Origin of the sequence: Psychrobacter sp. ANT_H56B (assembly GCF_008369245.1) — a bacterium.
GTDB lineage: Bacteria > Pseudomonadota > Gammaproteobacteria > Pseudomonadales > Moraxellaceae > Psychrobacter > Psychrobacter cryohalolentis.
This window is the reverse complement of the sequence record NZ_VOBF01000001.1, coordinates 76,280-102,315: the sequence shown is the minus strand read 5'-3', so window position 1 is coordinate 102,315 and position 26,036 is coordinate 76,280. Positions and strand designations below refer to the sequence as shown.

The window sequence follows — 26,036 nt, the reverse complement described above, 5'->3', positions numbered from 1 at the left end:
TTAATTTTTTAATTTAACTTATATTAACAGTTGAACGAAAATCCCGCTTTGCAGTCCTGGATAATTGGTTATAATCAAGCACAACGATTGAATCGCGAATGATAACGACAAGATCTTCCCTCCACGTAAGGACCACGACATGACCCTATCAGCTGGCGCTCGCTTTCGCAGTGCAATGAAACAAAAAAATGATAATAATCAACCGCTACAGATTGCTGGCGCGATTAACGCTTATACAGCAATGATGGCAACTCAAGTTGGTCATCAAGCCTTATATCTCTCTGGTGCTGGCGTGGCCAATGCCTCATTTGGCTTGCCAGATTTGGGTATGACTAGTCTTGATAACGTCTTAGAAGATGCGCGCCGTATTACCGATTCGGTTGATACACCATTATTGGTTGATATTGACACCGGTTTTGGTGGTGCATTTAATATTGCTCAAACCATTCGTAAAATGGAAAAAGCCGGTGTGGCTGCGGTTCATATCGAAGATCAAGTGGCGCAAAAGCGTTGTGGTCATCGTCCAAATAAAGAAATCGTTAGTATCTCAGAAATGGTTGATCGCCTAAAAGCGGCACTTGATGCCAAGACGGACAAAGATTTTGTGGTAATGGCACGTACCGACGCCCTATCTGTTGAAGGTCTTGATGCAGCGGTTGAGCGCGCGGTTGCTTTTCAAGAAGCCGGTGCTGATATGATTTTTGCAGAAGCACTAACGGATATTGAGATGTACCGTAAGTTTACCGATGTGCTTGATATTCCAGTCCTAGCTAATATGACCGAATTTGGTCAGACCGATCTATATACCACCGAGCAGTTATACGCGGTGGGTGTCGATATGGTGCTTTATCCATTATCGGCCTTCCGTGCGATGAACAAAGCGGCATTAAACGTATATCAGCATCTATTGACTGATGGCACCCAAGACAACGTCGTCGACACCATGCAAACCCGTATGGAGCTGTATGACTTCTTAAACTATCATGAGTTTGAACAAACGCTAGACAAGTTATTTGCAGATAATAAGTAGTTTTAGCGGTTAAAAGCGTTGGTTTTCCTATCAATGAACATGCCAGCGCATTATCTAATATTTGCAGTACCTTTATCTTTCATCCAACACAAGCTACCAACAAAAGGAATTTATCATGGCAGCACAAAAAGAACTTTCGGGCGCAGGTCTTCGTGGTCAAGTAGCAGGTAAGACGGCTCTATCTACCGTTGGTAAATCAGGCTCAGGTCTGACTTATCGTGGTTATGATGTCTCAGAATTGGCAGACAAGTGCATCTTTGAGGAAGTGGCTTATATGTTGCTATACGGCAACTTACCTACCCAAAGTGAGCTTGATGCTTATCAAACTAAATTGAAAGGTTTACGTGGCTTACCACAAGCATTAAAAGATGTGCTTGAGCGTATTCCTGCAGATGCCCATCCGATGGACGTATTACGTACCGGTTGCTCGATGCTTGGTAACCTTGAGATGGAAACTGACTTCTCACAAGAGAACGATAAAACCGACCGTATGCTGGCGGTTTTCCCATCAATCATCAATTACTGGTATCGCTTTACCCACGACAATGTGCGCATCGAAACTGAAACCGACGATGATACGATTGGCGGTCATTTCTTACATCTGCTTAAAGGTGAAAAGCCAAACGAGCTACATACTAAGGTAATGAACGTCTCATTAATCTTGTACGCAGAGCATGAGTTTAACGCCTCGACCTTTACCGCGCGCGTCTGTGCCTCTACCCTATCTGATATCCATTCTTGTATCACCGGCGCGATTGGCTCATTACGCGGTCATTTACATGGCGGCGCCAATGAAGCAGCGATGGATATGATTGAAGGATTTACTTCTCCTGATCAAGCAGAGTCTGAGATGATGGCAATGCTGGCGCGTAAAGATAAGATTATGGGCTTTGGTCATGCTATCTATAGCGAATCAGATCCACGTAATGTTGTAATTAAAGGTTGGGCTGAAAAACTGGCAGCAGATGTTGGTGATGAAGTGCTATACCCAGTATCAGTACGCTGTGAAGAAGTGATGTGGCGCGAGAAAAAACTCTTCTGTAATGCTGACTTTTTCCATGCGTCTGCCTATCACTTTATGGGCATTCCAACCAAACTGTTCACGCCAATCTTTGTTTGCTCGCGTCTAACGGGCTGGGCGGCACACGTGTTTGAGCAACGTGCTAACAACCGTATCATTCGCCCAAGTGCCGAATATACCGGTGAAGAGCTGCGCCCAGTACCAGAGATGAGCGCACGTTAATTTTTCATGATGTAGAAGCTACGTAGAGTGTGCCGATTTGATGCACTCTACCATTACTTTTAAATAAGTTAAAACCCCATGATATTTGACAATACTTTCGATATTAAATCGGCATTAAAAAATGCACCGTTTTTGCATACTTGGTGGTCTTGCGCCAAAGAGAGTACAGACTTTAAGAAAACTTTTACAGACGAACTAGAAAAAGAGCTTTATATAGGCCATCCACTATATGGACTTGAAGTCGAGATCATTGCACGACGGGGCGCAAATGACGATTGCTTGTTTAAGATTACTCATTCAAACCAAGTGTGTGTTGTACACTTAACTTGGAAGCAGGCTACTGAAATTCCTCCTTACCCACTAACGCATATATATGAAAGCTTAGACCACTGGTATGAAACAGAATACATACCCGAATTTTTTGAAATATTAGGTATTCCAAGAAATTTGAGCTTTTTCGATCAAAATGTTATTGGTTATGCTATCGGTCTTATTACAAATTTGGACTTCGAAAGTTACATTTATGCTTTAGACAGCAAAGAATGTCTGTTGACGGATAATGAGTATCTAAGTTTTATTTCTTTAAATTTTGATAGTAGGTTTGAAGCATTGATAGCTTTTAATCAGTGGTTTAGAAAAAAATTCAAAGATGCTAGATACGATTTATTAGAGATGAACAAAAGATTTAATAAGTGATTGAATATTTTTCCTCTACTAAGTTTTTTTAGCAAAGCTACTTTTTATTATTAAAAATGATTTTGCCAAACGAACTATTCTTTTCAATCCACATTCCAACCAGCTAACCGCCAAAGGTGACTTATGGACAATGCCCTCGTACAACCGATGAATGAACAATTTAAAAAGCCATTACCTGGCACAGATTTATATTACTTTGATACCCGTGAAGCCATCGAAAATATCGAAGCTGGCGCGTATGACAAGCTACCGTTCTGCTCAAAAGTATTGTGTGAAAACTTGGTACGCCGCTGCCCACCAGAAGACTTAACCGCAGCGCTCAAGCAACATATCGAAGGCAAGCAAGATTTAGATTTTCCTTGGTATCCTGCTCGCGTCGTTTGTCATGATATCCTAGGTCAGACTGCGTTTGTTGATTTGGCAGGTCTACGTGACGCCATCGCTGAGCAAGGCGGCGATCCGTCTAAAGTGAATCCTATCGTCCCAACGCAATTGATTGTTGACCATTCGCTTGCTGTTGAACATGCAGGCTTTGAAGAAAATGCCCTTGAGAAGAATCGTGCTATCGAAGAGCGCCGTAACGATGACCGTTTTCACTTTATCAACTGGTGTCAGTATGCCTTTGATAATGTCAACGTGGTACCGCCTGGTAACGGCATCATGCACCAAATCAACCTAGAAAAAATGTCACCGGTTGTACAAGTGGTGCAAAATAAAGCCGGTGAACAAGTGGCGTTTGCCGATACCTTGGTCGGTACCGATAGCCACACGCCGATGGTTGATGCTTTAGGCGTTATCTCAATCGGTGTTGGTGGGCTTGAAGCGGAAAGCGTCATGCTAGGCAACCCGTCTTATATGCGCCTCCCTGATTACGTTGGCGTCAAGCTAACTGGTAAATTGCAAAGAGGCATTACTGGTACCGATTTGGTATTGGCGATGACTGAATTCTTACGTGATGCAGGCGTGGTATCTACTTATATTGAATTCTTCGGTGAAGGTGCTCGCCAGCTAAGCGTTGGTGACCGTGCATCTATCTCAAACATGACCCCAGAATATGGCGCAACCGCAGCGATGTTCTATATCGATGAGCAAACCATCGATTATTTACGATTAACCGGTCGTAGCGAAGCGCAAATTAAACTGGTTGAGCAGTACGCCAAACAAACGGGTCTATGGGCTGATGGCATGGAAAAAGCTGAGTACGCACGTGTGCTTGAGTTTGATTTATCGGCTGTTGTCCGTAACATGGCAGGCCCTTCACGTCCGCATGCTCGTGTATCCACCACAGATTTGGTTGCTAAAGGTATTGCTCATGGCGAAGGTGATAAATTACCTGAACCAAAAGATGGTCTGATGCCAGATGGTGCGGTGATTATCGCCGCAATTACCAGCTGTACCAATACGTCTAACCCTCGCAACATGGTTGCTGCTGGCCTCGTTGCCCGTAATGCTAATAAGAAAGGATTATTGCGTAAGCCTTGGGTAAAGTCATCATTAGCACCCGGTTCAAAAACGGTAAAAATGTACCTAGAAGAAGCCGGTCTGATGCCTGAGCTACAAGAAATCGGCTTTGACGTGGTTGGCTTTGCTTGTACCACTTGTAATGGTATGAGTGGCGCGCTTGATCCTGATATCGAAAAAGAAATCATCGATAACGATCTGTTTACCACTGCGGTATTATCGGGCAACCGTAACTTTGATGGTCGTATCCACCCGTATGCCAAGCAAGCGTTCTTAGCGTCACCGCCACTGGTCATCGCTTATGCTATCGCCGGTAATATCCGTTTTGATATTGAAAAAGACTCATTGGGTAAAGACCAACATGGCAATGACGTTTATCTAAAAGACATCTGGTTTGATGATGACGAAGTCGATGCCATCGTTGCCAAAGCCGTGAAGCCTGAGCAGTTCAATGCCGTGTATATCCCGATGTTTGATGAAGCCAAAAAAGATACGGGTAAAGCGCTCAGCCCACTATATAACTGGCGTGATCAGACCACTTATATTCGTCGTCCACCCTATTGGGAAGGCAAAATGGCAGCGATGAATAAGCTAAAAGGTATGCGTCCATTAGCGGTATTAGGTGACAATATTACCACTGACCATTTATCACCGTCTAATGCGATTTTGGGTGACTCAGCAGCTGGCGAGTACCTTGATACTATGGGTCTGCCAAGCGAGGACTATAACTCTTATGCAACCCATCGCGGTGACCATTTAACCGCGCAGCGTGCAACCTTTGCCAATCCAAAGCTGTTGAATGAAATGGTACGTGATGAGCAAGGTGAGGTAATACAAGGTTCGCTTGCTAGAGTTGAGCCTGAAGGTCAGATCATGCGTATGTGGGAAGCAATCGAGACTTACATGAACCGTGAGCAGCCGCTGATCATTATCGCAGGTGACGGCTATGGTCAAGGATCAAGCCGTGATTGGGCTGCCAAAGGTGTGCGTTTAGCAGGAGTTGAAGTGGTAGTCGCTGAAGATTTTGAACGTATTCATCGTCAAAACTTAGTTGGTATGGGCGCGCTACCTTTGCAGTTTGAAAAAGGTACGACTCGTAACACACTAAATATAGACGGCACAGAAGTCTTTGATGTCACAGGCGAAGTTTCTGCTGGCGGCATGATGACGCTGGTGATTAACCGTGCTGATGGCAGCACGACTAAAACCCCTATCATTTGCCGTTTAGATACCGCTGATGAGGTTAAAATGTATAACGCAGGCGGGATGCTACAGCGTTTTGCCAAAGAGTTTATCGATGGCACGCTAGATATTGTTTAAGCGTTTGAGTGTTAAATAAACAAAGAGCCGATGTTGTATAAATTATACGGCATCGGTTTTTATTTGCTTTTGCATTTTATACACTAAGCCTTCTTACTTATACCTAAGTATTAGATAGTAGCTAAATATTGAGTTTACTTAATTAATGGCGTAATATGTACTATATATTGTACAAGTTATGGAGTATGTCGTGAGAGGAGTAAACCATGAGAGTCGTTAGTTTTTCAGAAGCCAGAAAGCACTTAAAGTCCGTTCTAGATACGGTAAACGATGATGCCAACGCCACTATCGTGACCCGTCGTGACGCTGATGATGCGGTTGTAATGTCGCTTGATTATTACAATAGCCTGATGGAAACCGTCTATCTCTTAAAATCTCCTGCCAATGCGGCGCACTTAGCGGAATCTATTGCCCAATATAAAGCTGGCAAGACTGTTACGCGTGAGCTAATTGATACGGCAGAAGGCAGTGATAAAAGTAATGGTAGCAGCGATAACAATGAGCATACGGATAGCGACGTTGAGAATGCTTGAACTCAAAGGCTTTAATCAATCCAAAGGGTCTAATAATGAGTGAGCAACTAGCATGGACAGATGCTGCGTGGAAAGACTATCTGTACTGGCAAACACAAGACAAAAAAACACTCAAACGTGTTAACAAACTCATCACCGAATGTAAGCGTAATCCGTTTGAAGGCATTGGCAAACCTGAACCCCTAAAAGAAAATCTATCCGGATTTTGGTCAAGACGCATCGATGACGCCAATCGGTTGGTATATGCCGTCGATGATAACTATCTGACGATTATCTCTTGTCGCTATCATTATTAACGAACGCTCTTAATCGTTCGGGTTTACTTACTGATGGCACCATACCCAATCTTATAACAATACAAAAAGGACTTAATACAGTGGCCCAAACCAATTCTAAATCGAAACTTTCTTTCGCCTCACAAATATCCGTCCCTGCTACCTATATGCGTGGTGGCACCTCAAAAGGCACGTTCTTTAAACTCTCTGATTTACCCGAACGCTGCCAAGTCGCTGGCGAGTCACGTGATAAGTTTTTGCTACGTGTCATCGGTAGTCCTGATCCTTATGGTAAACAAATCGACGGTTTAGGCAATGGCAGCTCTAGCACATCTAAGACAGTAATATTGTCTGAATCTGATAAAGCAGACCACGATGTCAACTATTTGTTTGGACAGGTCAATATTGCCAAGCCTATGGTTGACTGGGCGGGTAACTGTGGCAACTTAACCGCTGCGGTTGGCGCTTGTGCCATCAATATGGGACTGCTTGATGCTGCTAAAATTAAAAATAGTGTCAGTAATAATACGAGCACTGGCATTTGTGAAGTACGCATTTGGCAAGAAAATATTGGTAAAACCATTATCGCCCACGTGCCTGTGTATCAAGATGAGCAAGGCAAGGTACAAGTTCAAGAAACGGGCGACTTTGAATTAGATGGTGTGACCTTCCCTGCTGCTGAAGTCAAAATTGAGTTTATCGATCCTGTAGATGCCACCAGCGATATGTTCCCTACTGGTAACTTGGTCGATGACTTCGATGTATCTGGTTGTGGCTTAACTACCGACAGCGTCAAAGCCACCTTTATCAGCGCAGGCATCCCAACTATCTTTCTGAAAGCAGTAGATTTAGGCTTTACGGGTACTGAGTTGCAAGGCAATATCAACAGCGACGGTGAGCTACTTGCCAAGCTTGAGACTATCCGCGCCAAAGGCGGCGTTGCGATGGGCTTGTTTAAAGATGTGAGCGAGGCGCAGACCAGCCAACATATTCCTAAAGTCGCTTGGGTAGGCGCAGCACAGAGCTATACCGCCTCTAGTGGCAAATCGGTTGATGCTAGCGAGATTGATTTGGTGGTACGTGCTATGAGCATGGGGCAATTGCATCATGCCATGATGGGTACAGCAGCCGTCGCCATTGCAGCAGCGGCAACCACACAAGGTACACTGGTTAATGAGGCCGCTGGTGGTCAGAAGTTCGATGAAGTACGTTTTGGTCACCCATCAGGTACGTTGCTCGTCGGTGGAAAAACTGAACTGGTCGATGGGCGCTGGCAAGCCAAAAAAGTCTCGATGAGTCGCTCAGCACGTCGTATCATGGTTGGTGAAGTTTTTGTGCCAGCGGATGCTTTTTAACCGTTTACTTTACTCTCTCCATATATCATTAACATCCCGCCTATAGTGACTAAGGCTAAACCAGAAATTTTATAGATATCTATTGTTTTAACCTCTAAGCCAAATAAGCCAGTTTGGCTTAGAATCAAGGCAAAATACATTTGCCCTAGAAAAACCCAGAGCAATGTATTACCTGCGCCTATTTTTGGCGCGGCAATAAACATAAACAAGATATAAAAGCTGCCCAAAAATCCTGGTAACCACATCCACCATGTCGCATTTTCAATTATTGGCGGCTTGATACCACCACTCATCATATAGGACAGCACTAGAGAAGCCAATGCACCTCCTAAGTATAAATAAAAGGTGGATTGGATCTGCGAGGCTTGCGTACTTTCTCGAAAAGCGTTGACAATAGCCAGTTGGAGCGGAACAATGGCACCGCCTAACAGGCTAATCAAGATATAAGGAAGCATTTTCAAATGGCGTCCACCAAAAGAGAACAAAGAATGTCTCTATATAATACCAAACTTTATTTTAATATAAATATGATTTAGTAAAATATTAAAATCCATGAGCTAAGTTTTTATGCCAACCCGTCCCCAGTCACGCCATGTGCAGTTAGATAAAAAGCCGCCGGTCGAAAAAAAAGAGCGGCGGGCGTTGCTGTGGGATATTCTAAAAAAGCTTGCCGTATTTGCCGCACCTTACAAAACACTGATTATCGCCACGCTAATCTTAACGGTGCTTGGCTCCTTTACCGCGCAAGTTAATGCCTTTGTGTTGCGCTATGCCGTTGATACCTTAACCGAAATCGCTACCCTTGCCGAGCCATGGGAAGCTGGCGTGCGCATGCTGACCATTATCAGTGCGGTACTCTTAACCAAAGAGATATTGTCGATATTTATCTCTTTTGGGCAACGCTTCTTTGGTGAAAAAATTCGTATCAATCTCTCTCGTGATTTATCACAAAAAATCATTGAGCGTATCTTGACCTATCGCATGGCGTTTTATACCAGTAGTGAAAACGACAGCGGAAAATTGCAAACCCGTATTGATTATGGCGTTAGTAGTCTTACAAGCTTGGTGCAAAACTTCTTTATCGATATGCTACCGCTGTTTGCCAGTGCCATCGTTTCACTGATTATCATGTTTTCGACCAATTTTTGGATAGGCTTGGTTGGTCTGATTATCATCCCGATTTACTTTTTTATCAGTCAAAAACAAGCGAGGCGGTTACAAGGTTTTCGCCGGCAGATGCGTGGCTATAGAGAAGCCAAAAGCGGGATGGTTATCTCGCTGATTAATTCTATCAGTGTCGTAAAATCGTTTGTCCGTGAGTCTATCGAGGCGGAGAAGCATTTACAGATTCAAAAAGATATGACCGATAATCAGCTGCGTATTCGTAGCATTGGTTTTATTTATGATGCAGTAAAGACCTTTATTGAGCAAATCGGCGTGGTGGTGATTATTTTACTGACCGCTTACTTTGTATTAAAAGGCCAAATGACCATCGGCATGATTTTATTCCACGTCATGCTATTCCAAAACGTCGCCGCTCCTATCCGTCAATTACATCGTATTTATGACCAAATCAACAATGCCTTGACCTATGCCGAAGGGTTTTTTGAGATTTTAGAAGATGAAAGCCAAGTTGAGAACATTACTGGCAGAAGCAGTAAAGATTTAAAAGGTCTCATCGAACTTAAAAACGTTTATTTTACTTATCCCAATGGCACACAAGCGCTAAAAGATGTCAGCTTTACCATCAAACCCAATCGTATTACTGCACTGGTTGGCCTCTCCGGTGCAGGAAAGAGCACCATTATTAGCTTATTGGTAAAATTTTACGCGCCAGATAGCGGCACAATATGTTTAGATGAGCATAATCTAGCCGACTGTGATACTCATGAGTTGCGTCAAAATATCGGGCTGGTACTACAAAGTAATCATATATTTTCCGGTACGATTGGCGAAAATATCCGTTATGGTGATATGAATGCTAGTGACGATGATATTGTGATTGCAGCAAAAAAAGCCTCTATTCATGAGCAAATCATGTCGTTATCCAAAGGCTATGAGAGTACCGCAAAATCCCTATCAGGTGGACAGCAGCAACGTATTGCGCTGGCAAGGATGTTTTTAAAGGATCCGCCTATTGTTTTTTTGGATGAACCAACGGCTAGCCTAGACGCTATTGCCAGTCAACAGGTCAAAAAAAGCTTAGATCTTATTAAGAAAGACCGTACTGTGATTATGGTGTCGCACAATATTGCCCAAATCATTGATGCCGATGACTTAGTAGTGATAGAAGACGGGCGCGTGGTCGAGACCGGCACTCATGAAGAGCTTTACCATAAAGGCGGCAAGTATTTTGAAATATTCAGTGCCATGTCAGATAGTCTGAACTTAGATAAAATCAGTCAAACCTTGAATAGTTAATGCGGTACGAAATCGTTATAATGCTCACTCTTTGCTGCATCCTATTTTTGATTATCCTTTAAATCGTTAGAAGCTGTGTGATTATGACTTGTGAAATTTCGATAAAAACCTTTGATGAATTAACCTCCGTTGATCTGTATCATATTTTAAAAGCGCGCTCGCAAGTGTTTGTGGTAGAGCAAAACTGTCCCTATCAAGATATGGATGAGGTCGATTTTGATTGCTTACATCTGGTCGCGCACCAAAACGAGCAGCTGATTGGCTATTGCCGCATCATCCCGCCTGTTTTTAATACCAAAAAATCTGCCGTCACCCCATCAGGCCCTATCCCATCGATTGGTAGAGTGCTGGTTTTAGCAGCACATCGCGGTGATGGTGTCGCCCGTCAAATGATGCTAGAGGCTATCAAATATTGCCGTAAAAAATACGGTAAAAAACCTATCATCATCTCAGCCCAAACTTATCTATTAAACTTTTACCAATCTCTTGGGTTTATCCCTGAAGGCGAGCATTATCTTGAAGACGGTATTGAGCATGTCATCATGGTGCTACCTATTATTAAAAAGGTCAAAGTAAAAAGAGAAAGCTCAGGTACGACAAGCAGTATTCTTAGCTTTTTGCTATTGATATTAGCAGTGTTGTTTATTATTGGTTTGCTGTATTTGATGGTCTAAAGTTTTTTCCACTCAAGGCAAGTCTTACACTACTTCACTGTGGTTCGATTGTGAGTATGCTATTTTTGATAGCAGGTTTATTGATTCGCAATACGATTGATAAGTCACTTGTATATCTGACTCAAGGAAGAGGTAACGATTATGTCTACTGTGGAAAGCAATGTACGACCGGAGTATGATAGCGAGATTGAAAAAATCGCCGACTATGTACTCAATTACTCTATAGATAACGACTCACCCAATAGCGCTGATGCTTGGAATACCGCTCGCTACTGCCTGATGGATACGCTTGGCTGCGGACTACTGGCATTACGTTTCCCTGAATGTACCAAGCATTTAGGTCCTGATTGCGCCGATCAAATCACCCTTAATGGCGCGCGTGTCCCCGGCACCTCCTATCGCCTAGACCCTATTAAAGCTGCCTTTGACATTGGCTGTATCGTGCGCTGGCTTGATTACAATGATACATGGCTCGCTGCCGAATGGGGTCACCCCTCTGACAATTTAGGGGCGATTTTGGCAGTAGCGGATTATATCAGCCAGCAAAACGTCAGTCAGGGGCATGCACCTCTTATTATGAAAGAAGTGCTAGAAGCCATGATTATGGCGCATGAGATTCAAGGGGTGTTGGCATTAGACAACTCCTTTAATCGTGTGGGTCTCGATCATGTATTTTTAGTGAAGTTGGCGTCGACCGCTGTTGTTGCCAAACTTTATAAACTGCCACATGAGCGTATCATGGCTGCCATCTCTCAAGCTATCGTCGATGGTCAAGCGCTACGTACCTATCGTCATGCACCCAATGCTGGTAGTCGCAAGTCATGGGCTGCAGGGGATGCGACCAGTCGAGCCGTACGTTTGGTCGATATCACGCGCCGCGGCGAGATGGGCATTCCATCTGCATTGACAGCGCCGCAATGGGGGTTTTATGATGTGCTCTTTAGTCATACTAATAAGGATTTGGCGCTTAAGCCTGAAAACGAGCGGTGCTTTACCTTCCAGCGCGAGTTTGGCAGCTATGTGATGGAGAATGTCTTATTTAAGATAAGCTTCCCTGCCGAATTCCATGCGCAAACTGCTTGTGAGGCGGCCGTTATCTTGCATCCACGTATCGATGACCGCATGGAAGACATTGAAAAAATCATCTTAACAACTCATGAGTCTGCTATTCGGATCATCTCAAAAGAAGGGATGCTGGCCAATCCTGCTGATCGCGATCATTGTTTGCAGTATATGGTCGCAGTGGCTTTACTCACCGGTGATTTGATGGCTGAAAACTATGAAGATGATTATCATGCCGAGCATCATATTTTGATTGATGGTCTGCGTCATAAGATGGTCGTTGAAGAAGATGCCGGTTATTCAAAAGACTATCATGATCCAAGCAAGCGCTCGATTGCCAATGCGATACAGGTATTCTTTAAAGATGGCAGTAGTACCGATAAGGTAGCGATTGAATACCCTATCGGTCATAAACGCCGCCGTACTGAGGGTTTGCCGATATTGGAGGCAAAGTTCCGCGCCAGTCTTGCGACACGGTTTATCGACAGTCGCTGTACAGAGATTTTTGCATTGTGTAGCGACCAACAGCGGTTAGAGCAGACACCAGTAAACGAATTTATGGATTTATTTGTCGCCTATTGATCGCCTTAACTCGTCAATTTCTAATGAAATAAGGCTCATTCTAAAACCTACCACGGTATAGATTCCCCTGCCCAATCCACAAAACTCCCTGATTGGGCAGCACCCATCTTACTGAGTACCTCAAGCAAGCATTCAGCACTATAGGCTGGCGAAAATAACTGCCCGTCAGCTACGTTGCCCTGAAACGGAGCTGATAGCTGGGTGTTGACAGTGCCGGGCTGCATTACTACCACGCAGACGTTTTTAAGCGAGCGGCTCCATTCAATACTCAGGTTTTTCATACCCATATTAAGCGCCGCCTTACTCATGCGGTAGCTGTACCAACCGCCGAGTTGATTGTCACTGATACTACCTACCCTTGCCGATATCGTCGCAAAAATCGCAGGCTTATCTGCGCTTCGTTTAGATTTTGCCAATAGCGGCTTGATGTGCTTGGCAATGAGCAAGCTTGCCAAAGCATTAACCTGCATATTCTGTAAAAAAAACTCACTTTCAATCTGTTGTAGTGATTTTTCTGGCTGACGCATTTTGGTATGCAGTAGTCCAGCACAATTAATCACCCAATCTATATGTGTGGTTTGCTGCTTAATCGTATCAGCTGCTTGTTTGATACTTTGCTCGTCACAGATATCCATCGCTATCCAATACAGATTTTCTGCTTCAAAATCAGGCACGCTTTTATGGTATGTGGCAAAGACACGGATGTCAGTATTGGTGTGTATATCATTATTCGTAAGGGTGCTGGCGTGTTCATTGGCTGCAGTGTGTACCAATTGTTCAACCATGGCTTTACCGATACCGCCTGTACCACCAATGATAAAATAATTTTTAGTATTCATAAGGCGTTCATCCTTGTGAGTATTTATAGGGGTTATAACGCAATATTAAAACTACTTCTACTATATTGATTCAATGTAAACCTATTTACCATAGGGGGAGTGTGTCACTTATCTTGAACGCTGATCATGTGATGAATTTTTGCAGCTTTATTATTTTGATAAAATAGAATATACACAAGAACAAAAAGCTGCCATAACAGGCAGCTTTTTATACGTTTGCTTTAATTATCCAGCTTTTTCTAGCCTCTGATTTTAGCTTCTAGTGATGCGCTGGTTCTTTTGATATAGGTATCTCTTTACCATCGCAATCAAACAATTTGCCTTCAGTAAAATAATCACCTTCATATAGATCAATCATCACTACAGGACGTACCGAGCGGTCTTCTGTACCAGCAACAAATACGGACTGTTGATCTGAATTACCTATTTTTAAGTGGTTAAACAACAAGTTTAGGGCAATGGCCATGATGGCAGCAGAACTGATACCTGAATGGAAAATCGTTGCAAACCAGTCTGGAAATTGATCATAAAACGCTGGCGCGGCAATCGGTAGCATACCAAAACCGATGGAGGTCGCAACGATGATTAGATTCATATTATTGGTGTAGCTGACCTGCGCAAGCGTACGAATACCACTGGCTGCAACCGTACCAAACAATACGATACCGGCGCCGCCAAGTACGGCAGTAGGAACGGTAGCGATAACACGACCCATAATCGGCATCAAGCCCAAAATAACCAAGATAATACCGGCATAAGCGACTACAAAACGGCTTTTAACACCCGTTACTGCAACTAGACCTACGTTTTGTGCGAAAGCACTTTGAGTAAATGAGCCAAATATAGGGGCAATCATACTGGCTGCCATATCAGCTCGTAGTCCATTACCCAAACGTTTTGAATCGATATCTGTCTCAATGATATCACCAACCGCCAAAATATCTGCTGACGTTTCAACCAAAATAACCAATACCACGATAAACATAGAGATAATTGCCGCAATCTCAAAAGTCGGCATACCAAAATGGAACGGTGATGGGAAAGCAAAAATAGAGCCTGTCGTAATACCAGAGAAATCAACCAAGCCCAATGCCCAAGCAGCAAAAGTACCAATGACCATCGCCAGTAGAATCGATAGGCGACTGATCGCCGCATTACCAAGCTTGCTTAGTAATAACACCATCGCTAGCGTGAAGCCAGCAAGACCAATATTGGTCATACTACCAAAGGTAGGTAAGTTGCTGTTGCCGCCCATTGCCCAGCGGGCAGCGACTGGCATCAAGGTCAAACCAATAGTAGTAATAACGGTGCCAGTCACTAATGGCGGGAAGAATTTGATAATTTGGGAGAAAATAGGCGTGATCAAAAAGCCCAAAGCAGAGGCGGCAATGACAGCACCAAACACAGAAGGTAGTCCGCCCCCCGTTGTCACAATCGCAACCACGGTTGCCACACTCGCAAACGATACACCTTGTACGAGTGGCAGCTGACAGCCAAAGAATGGCACACCAATCGTTTGCAATAAAGTCGCAAGACCACCGATAAATAATGAGGCGGCAATTAACAAGCCAATTTCAGCGGGTAATAACCCAGCTGCCTGTCCCACAATTAATGGAACCGCAATAATACCACCGTACATGGTCAGTACGTGTTGAAAGCCATAAGCAATATTGGCACCAATACCCAAGTTTTCATCTTCTGGGCGAGCAACTGCCGATTGAGAAGTAGATTTAATATCCATATTAAATAGCCGTCCTTCGTGTTCTGTTGTTGATATGTTCTAGGCTTGTTCTTCGACAACTCCTAGAATGGGACTCAAGATTGTTATAAAACCAAATACTCTACCTATCATTGCTAAAAAGGCGTATCGCCCTTTTATTCATCAATCTTTATTATTGGTCAGCTATAACGCCACTTTTATTTATAGCGGCAGATAGCGCTGTGTATAATCTGAATTTGACATTAGAATAGGGATGAATATTTGATAAAACATTTAAATCAGGATTCTAATGTGTTTTTAGCATACCGCTTATTTATAATAACTGCCAGTTATTATTGACCATATGGTCAGGTTTTTTGTTAGCAACATAAATATCGTTATATATTGACATCTATAACCTTCGGAAATAAAGTAATAATTGCATCAACAAATACGCTTTTATGATTATAATTTTCAACACATTTTGATATTTCATTTCACCATTGATTATACGGACATCAGACCATGCTATCGCCCCAAGACCAATTGACTGAGCTGGTACGTACTCTTGAGACGCAGCAGCATGTCTTTGCCACTGACCCGCTACTCATTACTGAAAAGCTGCAAAATGAAGAAGGCTCGCCACTGCAAAAACTGCATCGACGAGCGTCACGAATAGACAGCAATGGCGCGCTGGCAGGCGTGCTTGGTAAGATTGATGATCGCATCAAAGGCATCATGGTTGTCATGAGCGTGGTGTGGTGCATCTCAGGGTTTTTGGGATTGTTCACGCTACTTCAGACCAATGTGGTTAATTTCTTTTATGTGCTGGTCTGTCTGCTTGGCTTTCATACCGTTATGCTCTTAGGCTGGCTTGTGATGACGCTTATCAATCAAGGCAACCAGTCTTCAAATTGGTTTGCCAGCTTTGTCAGTCCCAGTTATTTGATACGTGGTAAAGATGATGTGACCCAAGCGGCAGTCACTCTGTACGAGCGGCAGCTGCAACATAGCGGTATGCGCTGGTATTTGGGGCAGTTTAGCCATCAATTATGGCTCGCTACCTTGACTGGCATGCTGCTGGCGATTGTGTTTTTATTGATTGTGCGTCAGTACAGTTTTAGCTGGGAGTCTACACTGCTATCTGATCAGGCACTGATTACTTTGACTCAGATACTAGGCTGGCTGCCAAGTATGGTAGGGTTTGGTGTACCAGACAGTACCGCTATCGTTCAGAGTCGTTTGGTGACTGATGCGATGCCGCTGTCTGTTGCGCGGCAATGGGCAGGGTTATTGGTTGGTAGTCTGCTGATGTACGGTATTTTACCTAGAGCAATCGCTTGGGCTTTTTGCGCACTGATGTTCCGTCGTAAAAAGATGCGTTTGGATATCAAGCTGCCTTATTATCAAAAGATTTTGAATTTTTGGCAGCGTCATGTGGTGGATGCTGATGACTTTAAAGAAGCCCCCGCGCCTATCGCCCCAAAAGCCCAAGTCAGTGCTGGCAAAAAACTGGTTGCGCTATTAGAGTATCCAGCGGAGCAAAACCAATGGTGGCAGTCGGGTTTCGATACAGGCATTACTGATACGACTGATATTGAGAATTTTGGTATTCTTGATGACCGTGAAGATATGGCACGGCTAAAGGCTTACCTAGATGCAAATCCGGTACAGGTATTGCTTGGTATTCATTTTAAAGCACTGCCTGACCGTGGTACATTGCGTAAACTTGATCAGATCGCCAATCACGCCAAACATGGACTGATTGTACAACTGTTAGAGGACAATAGCCTGAGTCTGACAGAGCACCATAATACGGGTAATGATGTTTTAAATGCTGGTTCAGACTCGAATTTAGAAAAACAACATGTTCGTTACCAGCAATGGCAAACCGCCCTATCTGCTCGAAAAATCGGTTTGATTAATAACTGAGGCTTAGGAATGTTGCCTGAAATCTGTTTTTTAGGCGATGGATTATTGAACTCATACCGAAATAACGCTCAATTTGTTCTACAATAAATGGCTATGATGTTTTTGGATATTACCAACCAATATAAGACTCTATTATGAATAATGACAATAATAATCAGGGCAATCACACTCAAAAAAGCCTGCAAAAAAATGATAATTCGGCAGGGCTTTTTGCTGATAAAGCGTATGAAGTCGATCTTCAGGCATCGGAATTAACCACACAGTCCTCAAGTGAAACAGAAGCCAGTCACAAGGTAGCTAAAAAAACCATCGCTAGTGGTGAGGCACTAAAGCTTGCGGTCGTTGGTCATACCAATACGGGTAAGACCTCTATATTGCGTACTCTATTACGTGACGTTTATTTCGGTGAAGTAAAAAATGAAGCCGCGACCACGCGCCATGTAGAGCGTGTCCAACTGACAGATAGTCAAACGGGTGAAGTGTTGGTGGCTCTATATGACACGCCAGGTTTGGAGGACGCATCAGGGCTGATGGATTGGCTTGAGGATAATACCGCCAGTCGCCGTGATGGTATTGAGCGCCTGCAACAGTTTTTGGCAGCTGATATTGCTCAAAGTAGTGATGCGCTAAGTAGCAATGAGGACTATAGCCAAGAAGCCAAAGTGATTCGTCAGCTATTAGCAAGTGATATGGCCATCTATGTTGTCGATGCACGTGAGCCGGTACTCGGTAAATATAAAGACGAGCTGGCTATTTTATCTTGGGCCGCGATTCCCGTTATGCCGGTATTTAATTTCACTGATGCTCAGGATGCCAATATTGATGACTGGCAGACTATGCTGGCAAGACGTAACTTACATATCTCGACGCGCTTTGATTCAGTGGCATTTGAATTTAACGATGAGATGCGTTTATGGAAGAATCTTGCGACTATGCTTACCCACTCTGAGATGCTTGAGCAGTTAATGGCGCGCTGCACTGAAAACTGGGCACAGTTATATGATGAAGCCAATATTATCATTGCAGATTTCTTGTTAAACGTCGCGGCTTTTGTCCGAGAGATTGGCGAAGATGATGATCCCATGCCAGTATTACAGCAAATGCAAGAAGCGGTTAGACAGAGCGAACGCGCAATGCAGCATAATTTGCTGAGTTTATATAAATTTTATGACAATGATGTAGCGGCAACGCCACTTGAGCTACAGGCCTATCAGCAAGACCCGTTCGACCCCGAGCTTCTCAAAAGTTATGGCATTCGCACCACATCAGGCGCTGCGGCTGGCGCGTTACTAGGATTGGGTATTGATGCGGCGGCTCTTGGTACAACCTTGGGATTGGGTGCTGCCATCGGTGGCATCGCAGGTGGATTGCTATCCAATACTGGCAGTATCGCCGATAAAATATCAGGGGTTAAGCGGTTATATATCGACCCTGCAACATTGACCTTGTTGGCAACGCGAGCAATTGACCTGCTCACTGCCCTACGTCACCGTGGGCATGCAGCAACAGATGCTACGCAGCTGATATATAAGGGTGAGGCGTCAATTGGTGATACTGACGCTGGGAATAATAATGCTATAACGCCATGGGCAACGCACAAACTGCCCAGTGAGCTGAAAAAAGCTCGTGGCAAACCGCAGTGGTCATCACTCAGTAGTGGCAAGTCTGAGCAGGCGCAGTTATTACGCGCAGATATGGCATGGTCGCTGGCAAGTAAGCTGTCGTCGTATCAGGGTCAGCCATAATGCATAAACATGTTAAAGATAATATCTCTTACTGACGGGCTTTATGATGCTGGGCTTACTAATGCACTTAAGGCATCAGTACCGCGTACGTCGGTTTGTTGCAGATATATTGGGTATAGCGGATACTTGGGAAAACTTTGCTCAATATCTTGCATTAATTGCTGTTGACGTTCAGCACGACGCTGCCAAAACGTATCGGACTGGGTCGGAGATATCAACTGATTGATAACGATTGCGGCTGGCATAAGCTTACTGTCTTCTAACTGCTCTATCGCTCGCTTGGTTTCAGCCAATGGCAATACATCAGCCGTCATCACTAATACAATGGCAGTTTGTGTACGGTCATGAAGCAGCAACCCTGCCTGACGAAACAGCTGTTTGCGTTTTTCTAGTACGGATACTGCTTGCTCCCAGCGATCATTCTTTTTTTCGGCAAACGGATTGGCTAAATCATTTTTATTATTGTCGTTTTGACTGCTCTTTATATTGTGACTGTCTAAATGATTTGCCACTGAGCGCAATTTTGCTTGCCTTCGCTGCTGAGCGAGCAATCCATCCGTCCATGCCCCCATCATCTCAGGCAGCACTAATAAACGCAGTGTATGTCCCGTCGGTGCGGTATCAAAAATGACGTGCTCATAGCCGGCATCTGCTGCTTCGACTAGATGGTGACACATAGATTCGAGCATCGCGGCTTCTTGTGCGCCAGGTGCTGATTTTGATAGCCGTAGATGCTCGCGAATTTTTGGCATCATGTCTGGGTTTGCATAGGAAGTAATGGTGCGTTCAACTTGGGCAAAATGCTCATCAACGATGATGTCCGGGTTTAGTTCAATAGCATCCAAATAAGGGGTTACGACTGTTTTTTGATTTTTTAGCGGGACGTTTAACACATCGCCCAAGCTATGTGCTGGATCAGTTGAGACAATCAGCGTCTTTTTACCTTGATTGGCATAATAGCTGGCAAGTGCAGCGGCAGTGGTAGTTTTACCTACTCCGCCCTTGCCGCCAATAAATATAATCGGCTGTGTCATTAATTGCTCTACCAATGCAGGCAATGGATGTAATGCCATACTTTTATCTCGTTTTAATTAATTCAAAGGAAACTAGCAGCAACCAACATGGTCAAAAGGGCATCTATCCATGCCCATGCGTGTATGCCATTCATGGAAGTTTTCTAAAAACAAAGGCTGCAATTCTAGCGTATAAAAGCTTGCCGGATTATCGATACCTAAGCTTTCCGCAAACATGAGTAGCATAAAAAAATCTTCCTCATCACGCGCGGCGCGTGCCATCGTCTGGCGATACGGCGCATGATAAAACTCGTTTAACCCAGCCGCAAACCGTTGCCACCATGGCGCAATATTTTTTATAGGTTTTGTGATATCTGCCTTTTCCATAATGACCCTTATTTTGCGTATGCTTATTATCTATCATGCCTATATGAGACAAAAAACGCCAGCAATTGCTGCTAGCGTTTTTATCGTAATTCAGTAAGTATTTAACTAGGCATTCAACATGGCTTAGAGGTTGCTTTTGCCTCTGTGTATCGACCATTCTTTACGCAGTACTGATAGACTCTCAAACGTTACTAAGATTGTGGCTATCAAGATAATGATATCCATAATAATAAGCAGCCAATTACCGTCATTGAAAAAGGTTTTTAGCTGAATCAATAATGCAAAAACCGTCATGACCAGTAAGAACGACAATGGCCCTAAGGTATACCATACTGGTCTGCCTTTACGTAATAAGATAACGGTGACAATCATCAAGGTTAGTGCAGCCATGAGCTGATTTGTCGTGCCAAATAACGGCCAAATAATCATACCACCAGCACCATCGATGCCACCAGCACCGAATGCTAATAATAGACAGCTACCAACAGCAAGCAATGTTGCGACCACACTCTTATTCAGCACGGGCAGTTTATAAATCTCACCAAATTCTTGGAAGATATAACGTTGTAATCGAACGCCAGTATCCATCGTAGTACCGGCAAACAAGGCTGCCATTACCGTCAGCATCGTCTGTGATAACACCATATCAATGCCAACACCTGCATTTAATATGGTCGCACCACCATCAATAAAGGCACCAATCGAGCCATCGCCAAATTTTTGATAAACTGCTTGCCAGTCGCCAAGGGTTGCAAAGCCTGCAGTTGCCGCGAGTATCGCACCAAGTGCTAGCATACCCTCACCCATGGCACCGAAGTAACCAACGAATCGTACATCTTCTTCTTTATCAATTTGCTTAGACGTCGTACCCGTCGCTACCAAACCATGAAAGCCCGAGATTGCACCACAAGCAATGGTCACAAATAATAAAGGCAACATAGATGGTGTGCCGATTGGCAATGCTGTGTTGATCGCTGGCGCGACAATATTAGGAGTCGCAATAAAGATGGCGGCGTACAATAAAATCAGACCGACAAATAACTGCAAGCCATTGATGTAATCGCGCGGCTGCAACAGCATCCAGACTGGTAACAAAGACGCGATTGCCGCATAGACAAACAAAATAATAATCCAAACAGCATTGTCAGGTAAGCCTAAGAATGTCTCAGGTAACACAATGGGGAACATAGGACCAAGATAGATAAGCCCATATAAAGCTGTGACCCCAATGATTGATACCCAAACCAGATTCATCTTATAGCGATAAATGCACTGACCGATGATAAAGGCGACTATCAAAGCACCCCAAACTGGCAGTACAGCGGATGGGGTTTTTATCATCATATTAGCAATAGCGACGCCGAATACCGCATTTACCATTAGTAATAACAAAAAGATGACGATCATCATCAAGCTACGCACACGTGTACCCATGACGGTACCGGCAATCGAGCCAATCGACTGACCTCGATTGCGCATACTTGCCCAAATGGCTGACATGTCGTGGACACCTGCCATAAAAATAGTACCTAATACTACCCAAATGATAGCAGGCACCCAGCCCCAAATAACCGCAATGGCAGGACCAATAATCGGTGCTGCCCCTGCGACTGAAGTAAAATGGTGTCCCCACAACACATATTTATTAGTGGGAATATAATCTACCCCATCCTTCATGGTATGTGCTGGCGTGGGGATACTATTATCCAATGCCAAAATTTTAGTGGCGATAAATTTTGAGTAAAACAGATAACCGCAAAGCATAGCGGCAACAGCAAACAATAGCACGATTGCACTATTCATCTTATCTCTCCTTAGACAAGTAATGGGTAGCCTTATAAGTTCAAGCTTTTTAATTTAGAATATAAAAAATATGTTAAATTAGTCTTCGGCGGGTGACTCAGAGCACCTGACCATACGCAATTAAGCAGTTGATAGAAATTTTGTCATATCATCATCCATTAATACGGCTGAACTTTATAGTTAGCAGACGTCATCAGTCAGTATATGATATGGTGAATCTTTGGTTGGCAACCCATTTAAATACTAACCGATTTAACGAAGAATGTAACGCTAGTTAAACCTCAAAAAAAACAAATAAAGGAAGCACAATGGCGCATTATTTTGGATTTGTACCTTCAGATAAATTAAAAGCATTAATCGTTGAAGCTGAGCAAATCGTTGCATCGAATGAGGAAGTACCATACTACCCATATCGCGATGCTTTAACGCATCAGACTGCGCGTGATCTTATTGATAATTTATTGGTTGGTCTGGTTGACATTATCCCAAATCCTGAACGCCAAGTGTCCATGCGTAAAGTGGTTGTCACTGTTGAACGTGCGACCGATACCTTGCTTAATATTTTACTGGGTAAAGAAAATAACGAAGAAGTATTGCCAAGCTTCCATTTTCTAAGAGATCGAGCAACCTTTATCGATAATGAGGGTCTAAAACGGGTGGGTTTTAAGCTCACAGAACAACATACTGCCATCATTCAAAAAGGTTTTGCAGCCATTACTCCTGAACATGTGGATACCAAGACATTTAAAACCGCACTTGAAACCATGAACGAAGAAACTTTAACTCACTTTATTAGCCGTTTTGCTGAAACCTTAAAATTGGGTATGATTAAACGCAAATCTGTACCTGTTGCCAAAGCAGCTATCGATAAAGGCATGAATATGGCACTTAATAAGTTGTTACCTGATTTGCCAGACAGCTCATTGAATCGCTTAGCGAACTATTACCGCCCTTTTATCGTAGAAAAGCCAGAATAAGTGCCAATATTTGATTAATTTTGCCTCAAAAGCCAGTTGGCATTGGGCATATTCACTAAAATTTGCTAAAATAAGCGGCACTTTTTACCAAAGGCACGTCCGATGACCCAAATCAGCAATCAAGAAATTGAAAAAACATTACGTAACTCAGAATGCCTAATCAGCAGTATAGAAGTTGCTGCCGCTTATGAGCGTTTAGCCGCACAGCTTAATCTTCACTATGCTGGTCTAAATCCGATTGTTATGGTCGTTATGAATGGCGGGCTTATCCCAGCCGGTCAATTACTGACTCACCTTACTTTTTATCATCGTATGCATTATATCCATGCATCGCGCTATCGTGATAACGAAGGAACCAATGAGCTTGATTGGAAATTTAAGCCTGATGTTAACATTGAAGGCGAGCATGTCTTATTGATCGATGATATTTTTGATGAAGGCATCACCTTAAAAGCAGTGGTTGAAGAATTGAGCAAGGAAAAACCTTTATCGATTGAATCATGTGTTCTCCTCAATAAAGAGCATGATCGTAAAGTTAAAGGTTTCGATGTTGATTTTGTTGGTATTAATGTTGCAGATCGCTATGTTTATGGCTGTGGTATGGACTTCCATGGTTACTTACGTCATCTGCCTGGTATCTACGCTATTAAAGAAGACAAGATTTAAGCAGTTTTTGATTGACTTGATAGCATAGTAAAAAAGCATCCAATGGGTGCTTTTTTATTACTTATTGATAAGTATATGTATTTGAGTGTGATAATACATGCGATAAATACTAACTAAAACTGCAATGCCAAACCCGTATGGCGCTCAGTCGGTGTTTGAACGGCCTTTTCGAAAGCATGTTTTGTACTATATATGGTCACCTGTTTTTTAGCACGGGTTACCGCCGTATAAATAAGCTCTTTGCTCAAAAGCCTTGCATGACTATTATCAAAAGTAATGGCCACATGATCAAACTCAGACCCCTGCGATTTATGAATGGTCATTGCATATGCTGTAGCGATAACGTCTTCATTTAGCAGATTGACAGCAATTCCCTGTGCTTTATTCTCAAAGAAAACTTTCAGTCGGCTTCTTTCATCTCCTGTTTGCAAGCAAAAACCGATATCACCATTAAATAATCCAAGTTCATAGTTGTTTTGTAAAACCATAACGGGACGACCATGAAACCATGTATTTTGACCTAGAGGTAGCTTTAGCTCAGTAAGATGCCATTGAGTGATATGATTATTAATGTAGTGATCACCCCACTCGCCATTATGACCAGCACTTAGGACTCTAAACTGATTAAACGTTTGCATTAATGAAGTAATTGTACTTTTTACTAATTCTGGCACGGATTTTTCTACCGGATTCTTTAATAGTGATTCAACTTTATTCAGGTATTGACGGTAATTCAGAGTGAGGTTTGAAATAATTTTATAATTGCTTAGGCTATTTCGTATTTTATTATCTATAACTGTCTCTATTTGCAACGTATTTACATATTGAAAACTCAGTGCCTTGTCCTGTCTTAACAACTGCCAAATAGCTTGAGTATCTGCCTCTGTCTTATTAATTTGATTGGCAAGCTTCCCAATCCCTGAGTCTGCGCTAAATCGGCGACTCTTTGTTAACTTTGCATGTATGGGTTGTAGCAATGGAATGCGGCATAAGTCAGCCAGTACTGCCCCTGCATCTACCGCTGCTAACTGATTAGCATCCCCTAATAGTATAAGCCTTGCGCCCGGTTTTACCGCACTTACAAGGTAATTAGCCAGTTCCACCCCCAACATAGATGCCTCATCGACAATGATAATATCTTCGCCGAGTGGATTATTTGCATTGTAACGGGGTCTACCTGTTCGACCAATGCCTAATAAGCGATGAATGGTCTTGGCTTCTTGCAGTTGTAGCTCCACATTCGCTCCATCTAGAGCCGCTTGCAAAGACTCTTGCATTCGCTGGGCAGCCTTACCAGTCGGTGCTGCTAAGGCTAGGCTGGCACTGTCCGTACTGAACCGAATTTTTCCATGCTCATCACCCCCACTCTCTGCAGCTTGTTGCAGAGCAATTACTAACTGAGCAACCGTATAGGTCTTCCCTGTACCGGGACCACCAGTAATAATGCTAAAGGCATTGTTATTAGCGATATTAATAGCCATTACCTGCTGCTCATGTAGGTTTTCAGGTATTGCTATCTCTAAAGGGGTTATCTGTTGGTTCAAAATAGTATTAATGTGCTGTGCTAAGTTGAATTCTGCTTGCCAAGCTCGATGTAACCAAAAAGTGATCTTAATATTTTGTGTATCAGCTTCTGGTTTATTAATATGCTGATACACAATAGGTTGGTTATTTTTGCTTAGGCTATTTTTATTATTCACGTTAGAATTAGCGTCAGCAAACAAAGTATGCTCATGAATGGGCTGAATGAAGAAATTTATATTCGTGTTTTTCATTATCTGATAAAGTGCAGCAACCGCATCAAAGCGTTTGCTGAGTATCTCTTTTTCACGATTGGTGAGTGCCAGCTGCGCCCATAGCTGAGCTCGCTTACCAAACATGATGTCTAGCAGGATAAATAATGATAACTCAGCTGTAGAATCATCCTCTTGCTGAGTAACTTTTTGAATGTCAATCAGTGCTAGAATTGGCGTTGCTAGCATCTCTAATAATTGCTGCTGCCAGGCATATAGGGTGATTAGCTCGCCATTGATTTGACCGCTGAGCGGCACTTCATGCTCAGTTTCCTCAATGGTGAGTACAGTATGTCCCTCTTCTAAATGAGTGGCCAACATAACGAATAAAGCAGTAAATAAGCCATTTTGTTCCGTCTTATCGATTTGCTTACTATCAGCATTAGCCTTTGCCTCAGTGACGTTATACGCTAAGTGCGTTTGCTGACGGCGCAGCAATATATAATTACTGATGTTACTAGCCCAGCTTTCTTGTAAGCTAACAGCCGCTCTGCTCTTATTGTTATTATTACTCATAGTATGCTTGTCTC

20 protein-coding genes and 1 pseudogene are annotated in these 26,036 nt (G+C 43.2%); 14 read left to right on the top strand and 7 right to left on the bottom strand.

Annotation, left to right across the window (positions count from 1 at the left end; all coding sequences use genetic code 11):
- The first annotated feature begins 139 nt into the window (after positions 1–139).
- From prpB to prpF, 7 genes and pseudogenes are all read left to right on the top strand, one after another.
- Complete coding sequence (prpB, locus tag FQ082_RS00400) at positions 140–1,030, top strand: methylisocitrate lyase (protein ID WP_149491615.1); 891 nt, start codon at positions 140–142, stop codon at positions 1,028–1,030.
- Between the two features lie 115 nt (positions 1,031–1,145).
- Positions 1,146–2,273, top strand: coding sequence for a 2-methylcitrate synthase (gene prpC / locus FQ082_RS00395; RefSeq protein WP_011513643.1), 1,128 nt, complete (start codon positions 1,146–1,148; stop codon positions 2,271–2,273).
- Between the two features lie 78 nt (positions 2,274–2,351).
- Positions 2,352–2,969 carry a hypothetical protein gene (locus tag FQ082_RS00390; protein WP_149491614.1) on the top strand — a complete coding sequence of 206 codons (618 nt, stop codon included), beginning with the start codon at positions 2,352–2,354 and terminating at the stop codon, positions 2,967–2,969.
- A gap of 123 nt (positions 2,970–3,092) precedes the next feature.
- Positions 3,093–5,750, top strand: coding sequence for a Fe/S-dependent 2-methylisocitrate dehydratase AcnD (gene acnD / locus FQ082_RS00385; protein WP_149491613.1), 2,658 nt, complete (start codon positions 3,093–3,095; stop codon positions 5,748–5,750).
- A 206-nt stretch (positions 5,751–5,956) separates the two neighbouring features.
- A pseudogene (locus tag FQ082_RS00380) lies at positions 5,957–6,205 on the top strand (type II toxin-antitoxin system Phd/YefM family antitoxin); the annotation flags it as partial.
- A 113-nt stretch (positions 6,206–6,318) separates the two neighbouring features.
- Positions 6,319–6,579 carry a Txe/YoeB family addiction module toxin gene (locus tag FQ082_RS00375; RefSeq protein WP_149491611.1) on the top strand — a complete coding sequence of 87 codons (261 nt, stop codon included), beginning with the start codon at positions 6,319–6,321 and terminating at the stop codon, positions 6,577–6,579.
- A gap of 80 nt (positions 6,580–6,659) precedes the next feature.
- A complete protein-coding gene (prpF, locus tag FQ082_RS00370; protein ID WP_149491610.1) occupies positions 6,660–7,913 on the top strand; it encodes a 2-methylaconitate cis-trans isomerase PrpF in 1,254 nt (417 codons plus the stop codon).
- On the opposite strand, the gene FQ082_RS00365 is transcribed toward prpF, so the two are convergent.
- Positions 7,910–8,374 (bottom strand): DMT family transporter, encoded by a 465-nt coding sequence (locus FQ082_RS00365; RefSeq protein ID WP_133104347.1) that lies wholly within the window; start codon positions 8,372–8,374, stop codon positions 7,910–7,912. The two genes, prpF and FQ082_RS00365, sit on opposite strands and share 4 nt — an antisense overlap.
- Before the next feature lie 106 nt (positions 8,375–8,480).
- Here FQ082_RS00365 and FQ082_RS00360 point away from each other — a divergent pair, with 106 nt between their 5' ends.
- From FQ082_RS00360 to FQ082_RS00350, 3 genes are all read left to right on the top strand, one after another.
- A complete protein-coding gene (locus FQ082_RS00360) occupies positions 8,481–10,334 on the top strand; it encodes an ABC transporter ATP-binding protein (RefSeq protein ID WP_149491609.1) in 1,854 nt (617 codons plus the stop codon).
- A gap of 83 nt (positions 10,335–10,417) precedes the next feature.
- Positions 10,418–11,008, top strand: a complete 591-nt coding sequence (locus FQ082_RS00355; protein WP_011513636.1) for a GNAT family N-acetyltransferase — start codon at positions 10,418–10,420, stop codon at positions 11,006–11,008.
- A 141-nt stretch (positions 11,009–11,149) separates the two neighbouring features.
- On the top strand, positions 11,150–12,652 hold the full coding sequence (locus FQ082_RS00350) for a bifunctional 2-methylcitrate dehydratase/aconitate hydratase (RefSeq protein ID WP_149491608.1): 1,503 nt from the start codon (positions 11,150–11,152) through the stop codon (positions 12,650–12,652).
- A gap of 47 nt (positions 12,653–12,699) precedes the next feature.
- Here the strand turns inward: FQ082_RS00350 and FQ082_RS00345 are convergent, their stop codons facing one another.
- Together FQ082_RS00345 and FQ082_RS00340 are read right to left on the bottom strand one after the other, a co-directional pair.
- Entirely contained in the window at positions 12,700–13,491 is a 792-nt protein-coding gene (locus tag FQ082_RS00345) for an SDR family oxidoreductase (protein WP_149491607.1), read from the bottom strand.
- 259 nt (positions 13,492–13,750) lie between these two features.
- Positions 13,751–15,232 (bottom strand): nucleobase:cation symporter-2 family protein, encoded by a 1,482-nt coding sequence (locus tag FQ082_RS00340; RefSeq protein WP_149408284.1) that lies wholly within the window; start codon positions 15,230–15,232, stop codon positions 13,751–13,753.
- A 483-nt stretch (positions 15,233–15,715) separates the two neighbouring features.
- Here FQ082_RS00340 and FQ082_RS00335 point away from each other — a divergent pair, with 483 nt between their 5' ends.
- On the top strand, positions 15,716–17,122 hold the full coding sequence (locus tag FQ082_RS00335) for a DUF2868 domain-containing protein (protein WP_149491606.1): 1,407 nt from the start codon (positions 15,716–15,718) through the stop codon (positions 17,120–17,122).
- Between the two features lie 134 nt (positions 17,123–17,256).
- The gene (locus tag FQ082_RS00330; RefSeq protein WP_149491605.1) at positions 17,257–18,867 is read left to right on the top strand and encodes a DUF3482 domain-containing protein; all 1,611 of its coding nucleotides are present in this window, start codon (positions 17,257–17,259) and stop codon (positions 18,865–18,867) included.
- Positions 18,868–18,908: 41 nt separating this feature from the next.
- Here the strand turns inward: FQ082_RS00330 and FQ082_RS00325 are convergent, their stop codons facing one another.
- The 3 genes from FQ082_RS00325 to FQ082_RS00315 all read right to left on the bottom strand — a co-directional run bounded on the left by FQ082_RS00325 (position 18,909) and on the right by FQ082_RS00315 (position 22,070).
- Positions 18,909–19,940, bottom strand: coding sequence for an ArsA family ATPase (locus FQ082_RS00325; protein WP_149491604.1), 1,032 nt, complete (start codon positions 19,938–19,940; stop codon positions 18,909–18,911).
- 33 nt (positions 19,941–19,973) lie between these two features.
- A complete protein-coding gene (locus FQ082_RS00320) occupies positions 19,974–20,267 on the bottom strand; it encodes a cory-CC-star protein (protein ID WP_149491603.1) in 294 nt (97 codons plus the stop codon).
- Positions 20,268–20,390: 123 nt separating this feature from the next.
- Positions 20,391–22,070, bottom strand: coding sequence for a carbon starvation protein A (locus FQ082_RS00315; protein ID WP_011513628.1), 1,680 nt, complete (start codon positions 22,068–22,070; stop codon positions 20,391–20,393).
- Between the two features lie 308 nt (positions 22,071–22,378).
- Here FQ082_RS00315 and FQ082_RS00310 point away from each other — a divergent pair, with 308 nt between their 5' ends.
- Together FQ082_RS00310 and FQ082_RS00305 are read left to right on the top strand one after the other, a co-directional pair.
- Positions 22,379–23,047, top strand: a complete 669-nt coding sequence (locus FQ082_RS00310) for a hypothetical protein (protein WP_149491602.1) — start codon at positions 22,379–22,381, stop codon at positions 23,045–23,047.
- A gap of 102 nt (positions 23,048–23,149) precedes the next feature.
- On the top strand, positions 23,150–23,713 hold the full coding sequence (locus tag FQ082_RS00305; RefSeq protein WP_011513626.1) for a hypoxanthine-guanine phosphoribosyltransferase: 564 nt from the start codon (positions 23,150–23,152) through the stop codon (positions 23,711–23,713).
- 113 nt (positions 23,714–23,826) lie between these two features.
- Here the strand turns inward: FQ082_RS00305 and recD are convergent, their stop codons facing one another.
- Positions 23,827–26,022: an exodeoxyribonuclease V subunit alpha gene (recD, locus tag FQ082_RS00300; RefSeq protein WP_149491601.1), complete on the bottom strand. Its 2,196-nt coding sequence runs from the start codon at positions 26,020–26,022 to the stop codon at positions 23,827–23,829.
- Positions 26,023–26,036 lie beyond the last annotated feature (14 nt).

Coding starts and splice junctions, on each gene's coding strand:
- prpB (WP_149491615.1), top strand. CDS start 140: ATGACCCTATCAGCTGGCGCTCGCTTTCGCAGTGCAATGAAACAAAAA.
- prpC (WP_011513643.1), top strand. CDS start 1,146: ATGGCAGCACAAAAAGAACTTTCGGGCGCAGGTCTTCGTGGTCAAGTA.
- FQ082_RS00390 (WP_149491614.1), top strand. CDS start 2,352: ATGATATTTGACAATACTTTCGATATTAAATCGGCATTAAAAAATGCA.
- acnD (WP_149491613.1), top strand. CDS start 3,093: ATGGACAATGCCCTCGTACAACCGATGAATGAACAATTTAAAAAGCCA.
- FQ082_RS00375 (WP_149491611.1), top strand. CDS start 6,319: ATGAGTGAGCAACTAGCATGGACAGATGCTGCGTGGAAAGACTATCTG.
- FQ082_RS00360 (WP_149491609.1), top strand. CDS start 8,481: ATGCCAACCCGTCCCCAGTCACGCCATGTGCAGTTAGATAAAAAGCCG.
- FQ082_RS00355 (WP_011513636.1), top strand. CDS start 10,418: ATGACTTGTGAAATTTCGATAAAAACCTTTGATGAATTAACCTCCGTT.
- FQ082_RS00350 (WP_149491608.1), top strand. CDS start 11,150: ATGTCTACTGTGGAAAGCAATGTACGACCGGAGTATGATAGCGAGATT.
- FQ082_RS00345 (WP_149491607.1), bottom strand. CDS start 13,491: ATGAATACTAAAAATTATTTTATCATTGGTGGTACAGGCGGTATCGGT.
- FQ082_RS00340 (WP_149408284.1), bottom strand. CDS start 15,232: ATGGATATTAAATCTACTTCTCAATCGGCAGTTGCTCGCCCAGAAGAT.
- FQ082_RS00335 (WP_149491606.1), top strand. CDS start 15,716: ATGCTATCGCCCCAAGACCAATTGACTGAGCTGGTACGTACTCTTGAG.
- FQ082_RS00330 (WP_149491605.1), top strand. CDS start 17,257: ATGAATAATGACAATAATAATCAGGGCAATCACACTCAAAAAAGCCTG.
- FQ082_RS00325 (WP_149491604.1), bottom strand. CDS start 19,940: ATGGCATTACATCCATTGCCTGCATTGGTAGAGCAATTAATGACACAG.
- FQ082_RS00320 (WP_149491603.1), bottom strand. CDS start 20,267: ATGGAAAAGGCAGATATCACAAAACCTATAAAAAATATTGCGCCATGG.
- FQ082_RS00315 (WP_011513628.1), bottom strand. CDS start 22,070: ATGAATAGTGCAATCGTGCTATTGTTTGCTGTTGCCGCTATGCTTTGC.
- FQ082_RS00310 (WP_149491602.1), top strand. CDS start 22,379: ATGGCGCATTATTTTGGATTTGTACCTTCAGATAAATTAAAAGCATTA.
- FQ082_RS00305 (WP_011513626.1), top strand. CDS start 23,150: ATGACCCAAATCAGCAATCAAGAAATTGAAAAAACATTACGTAACTCA.
- recD (WP_149491601.1), bottom strand. CDS start 26,022: ATGAGTAATAATAACAATAAGAGCAGAGCGGCTGTTAGCTTACAAGAA.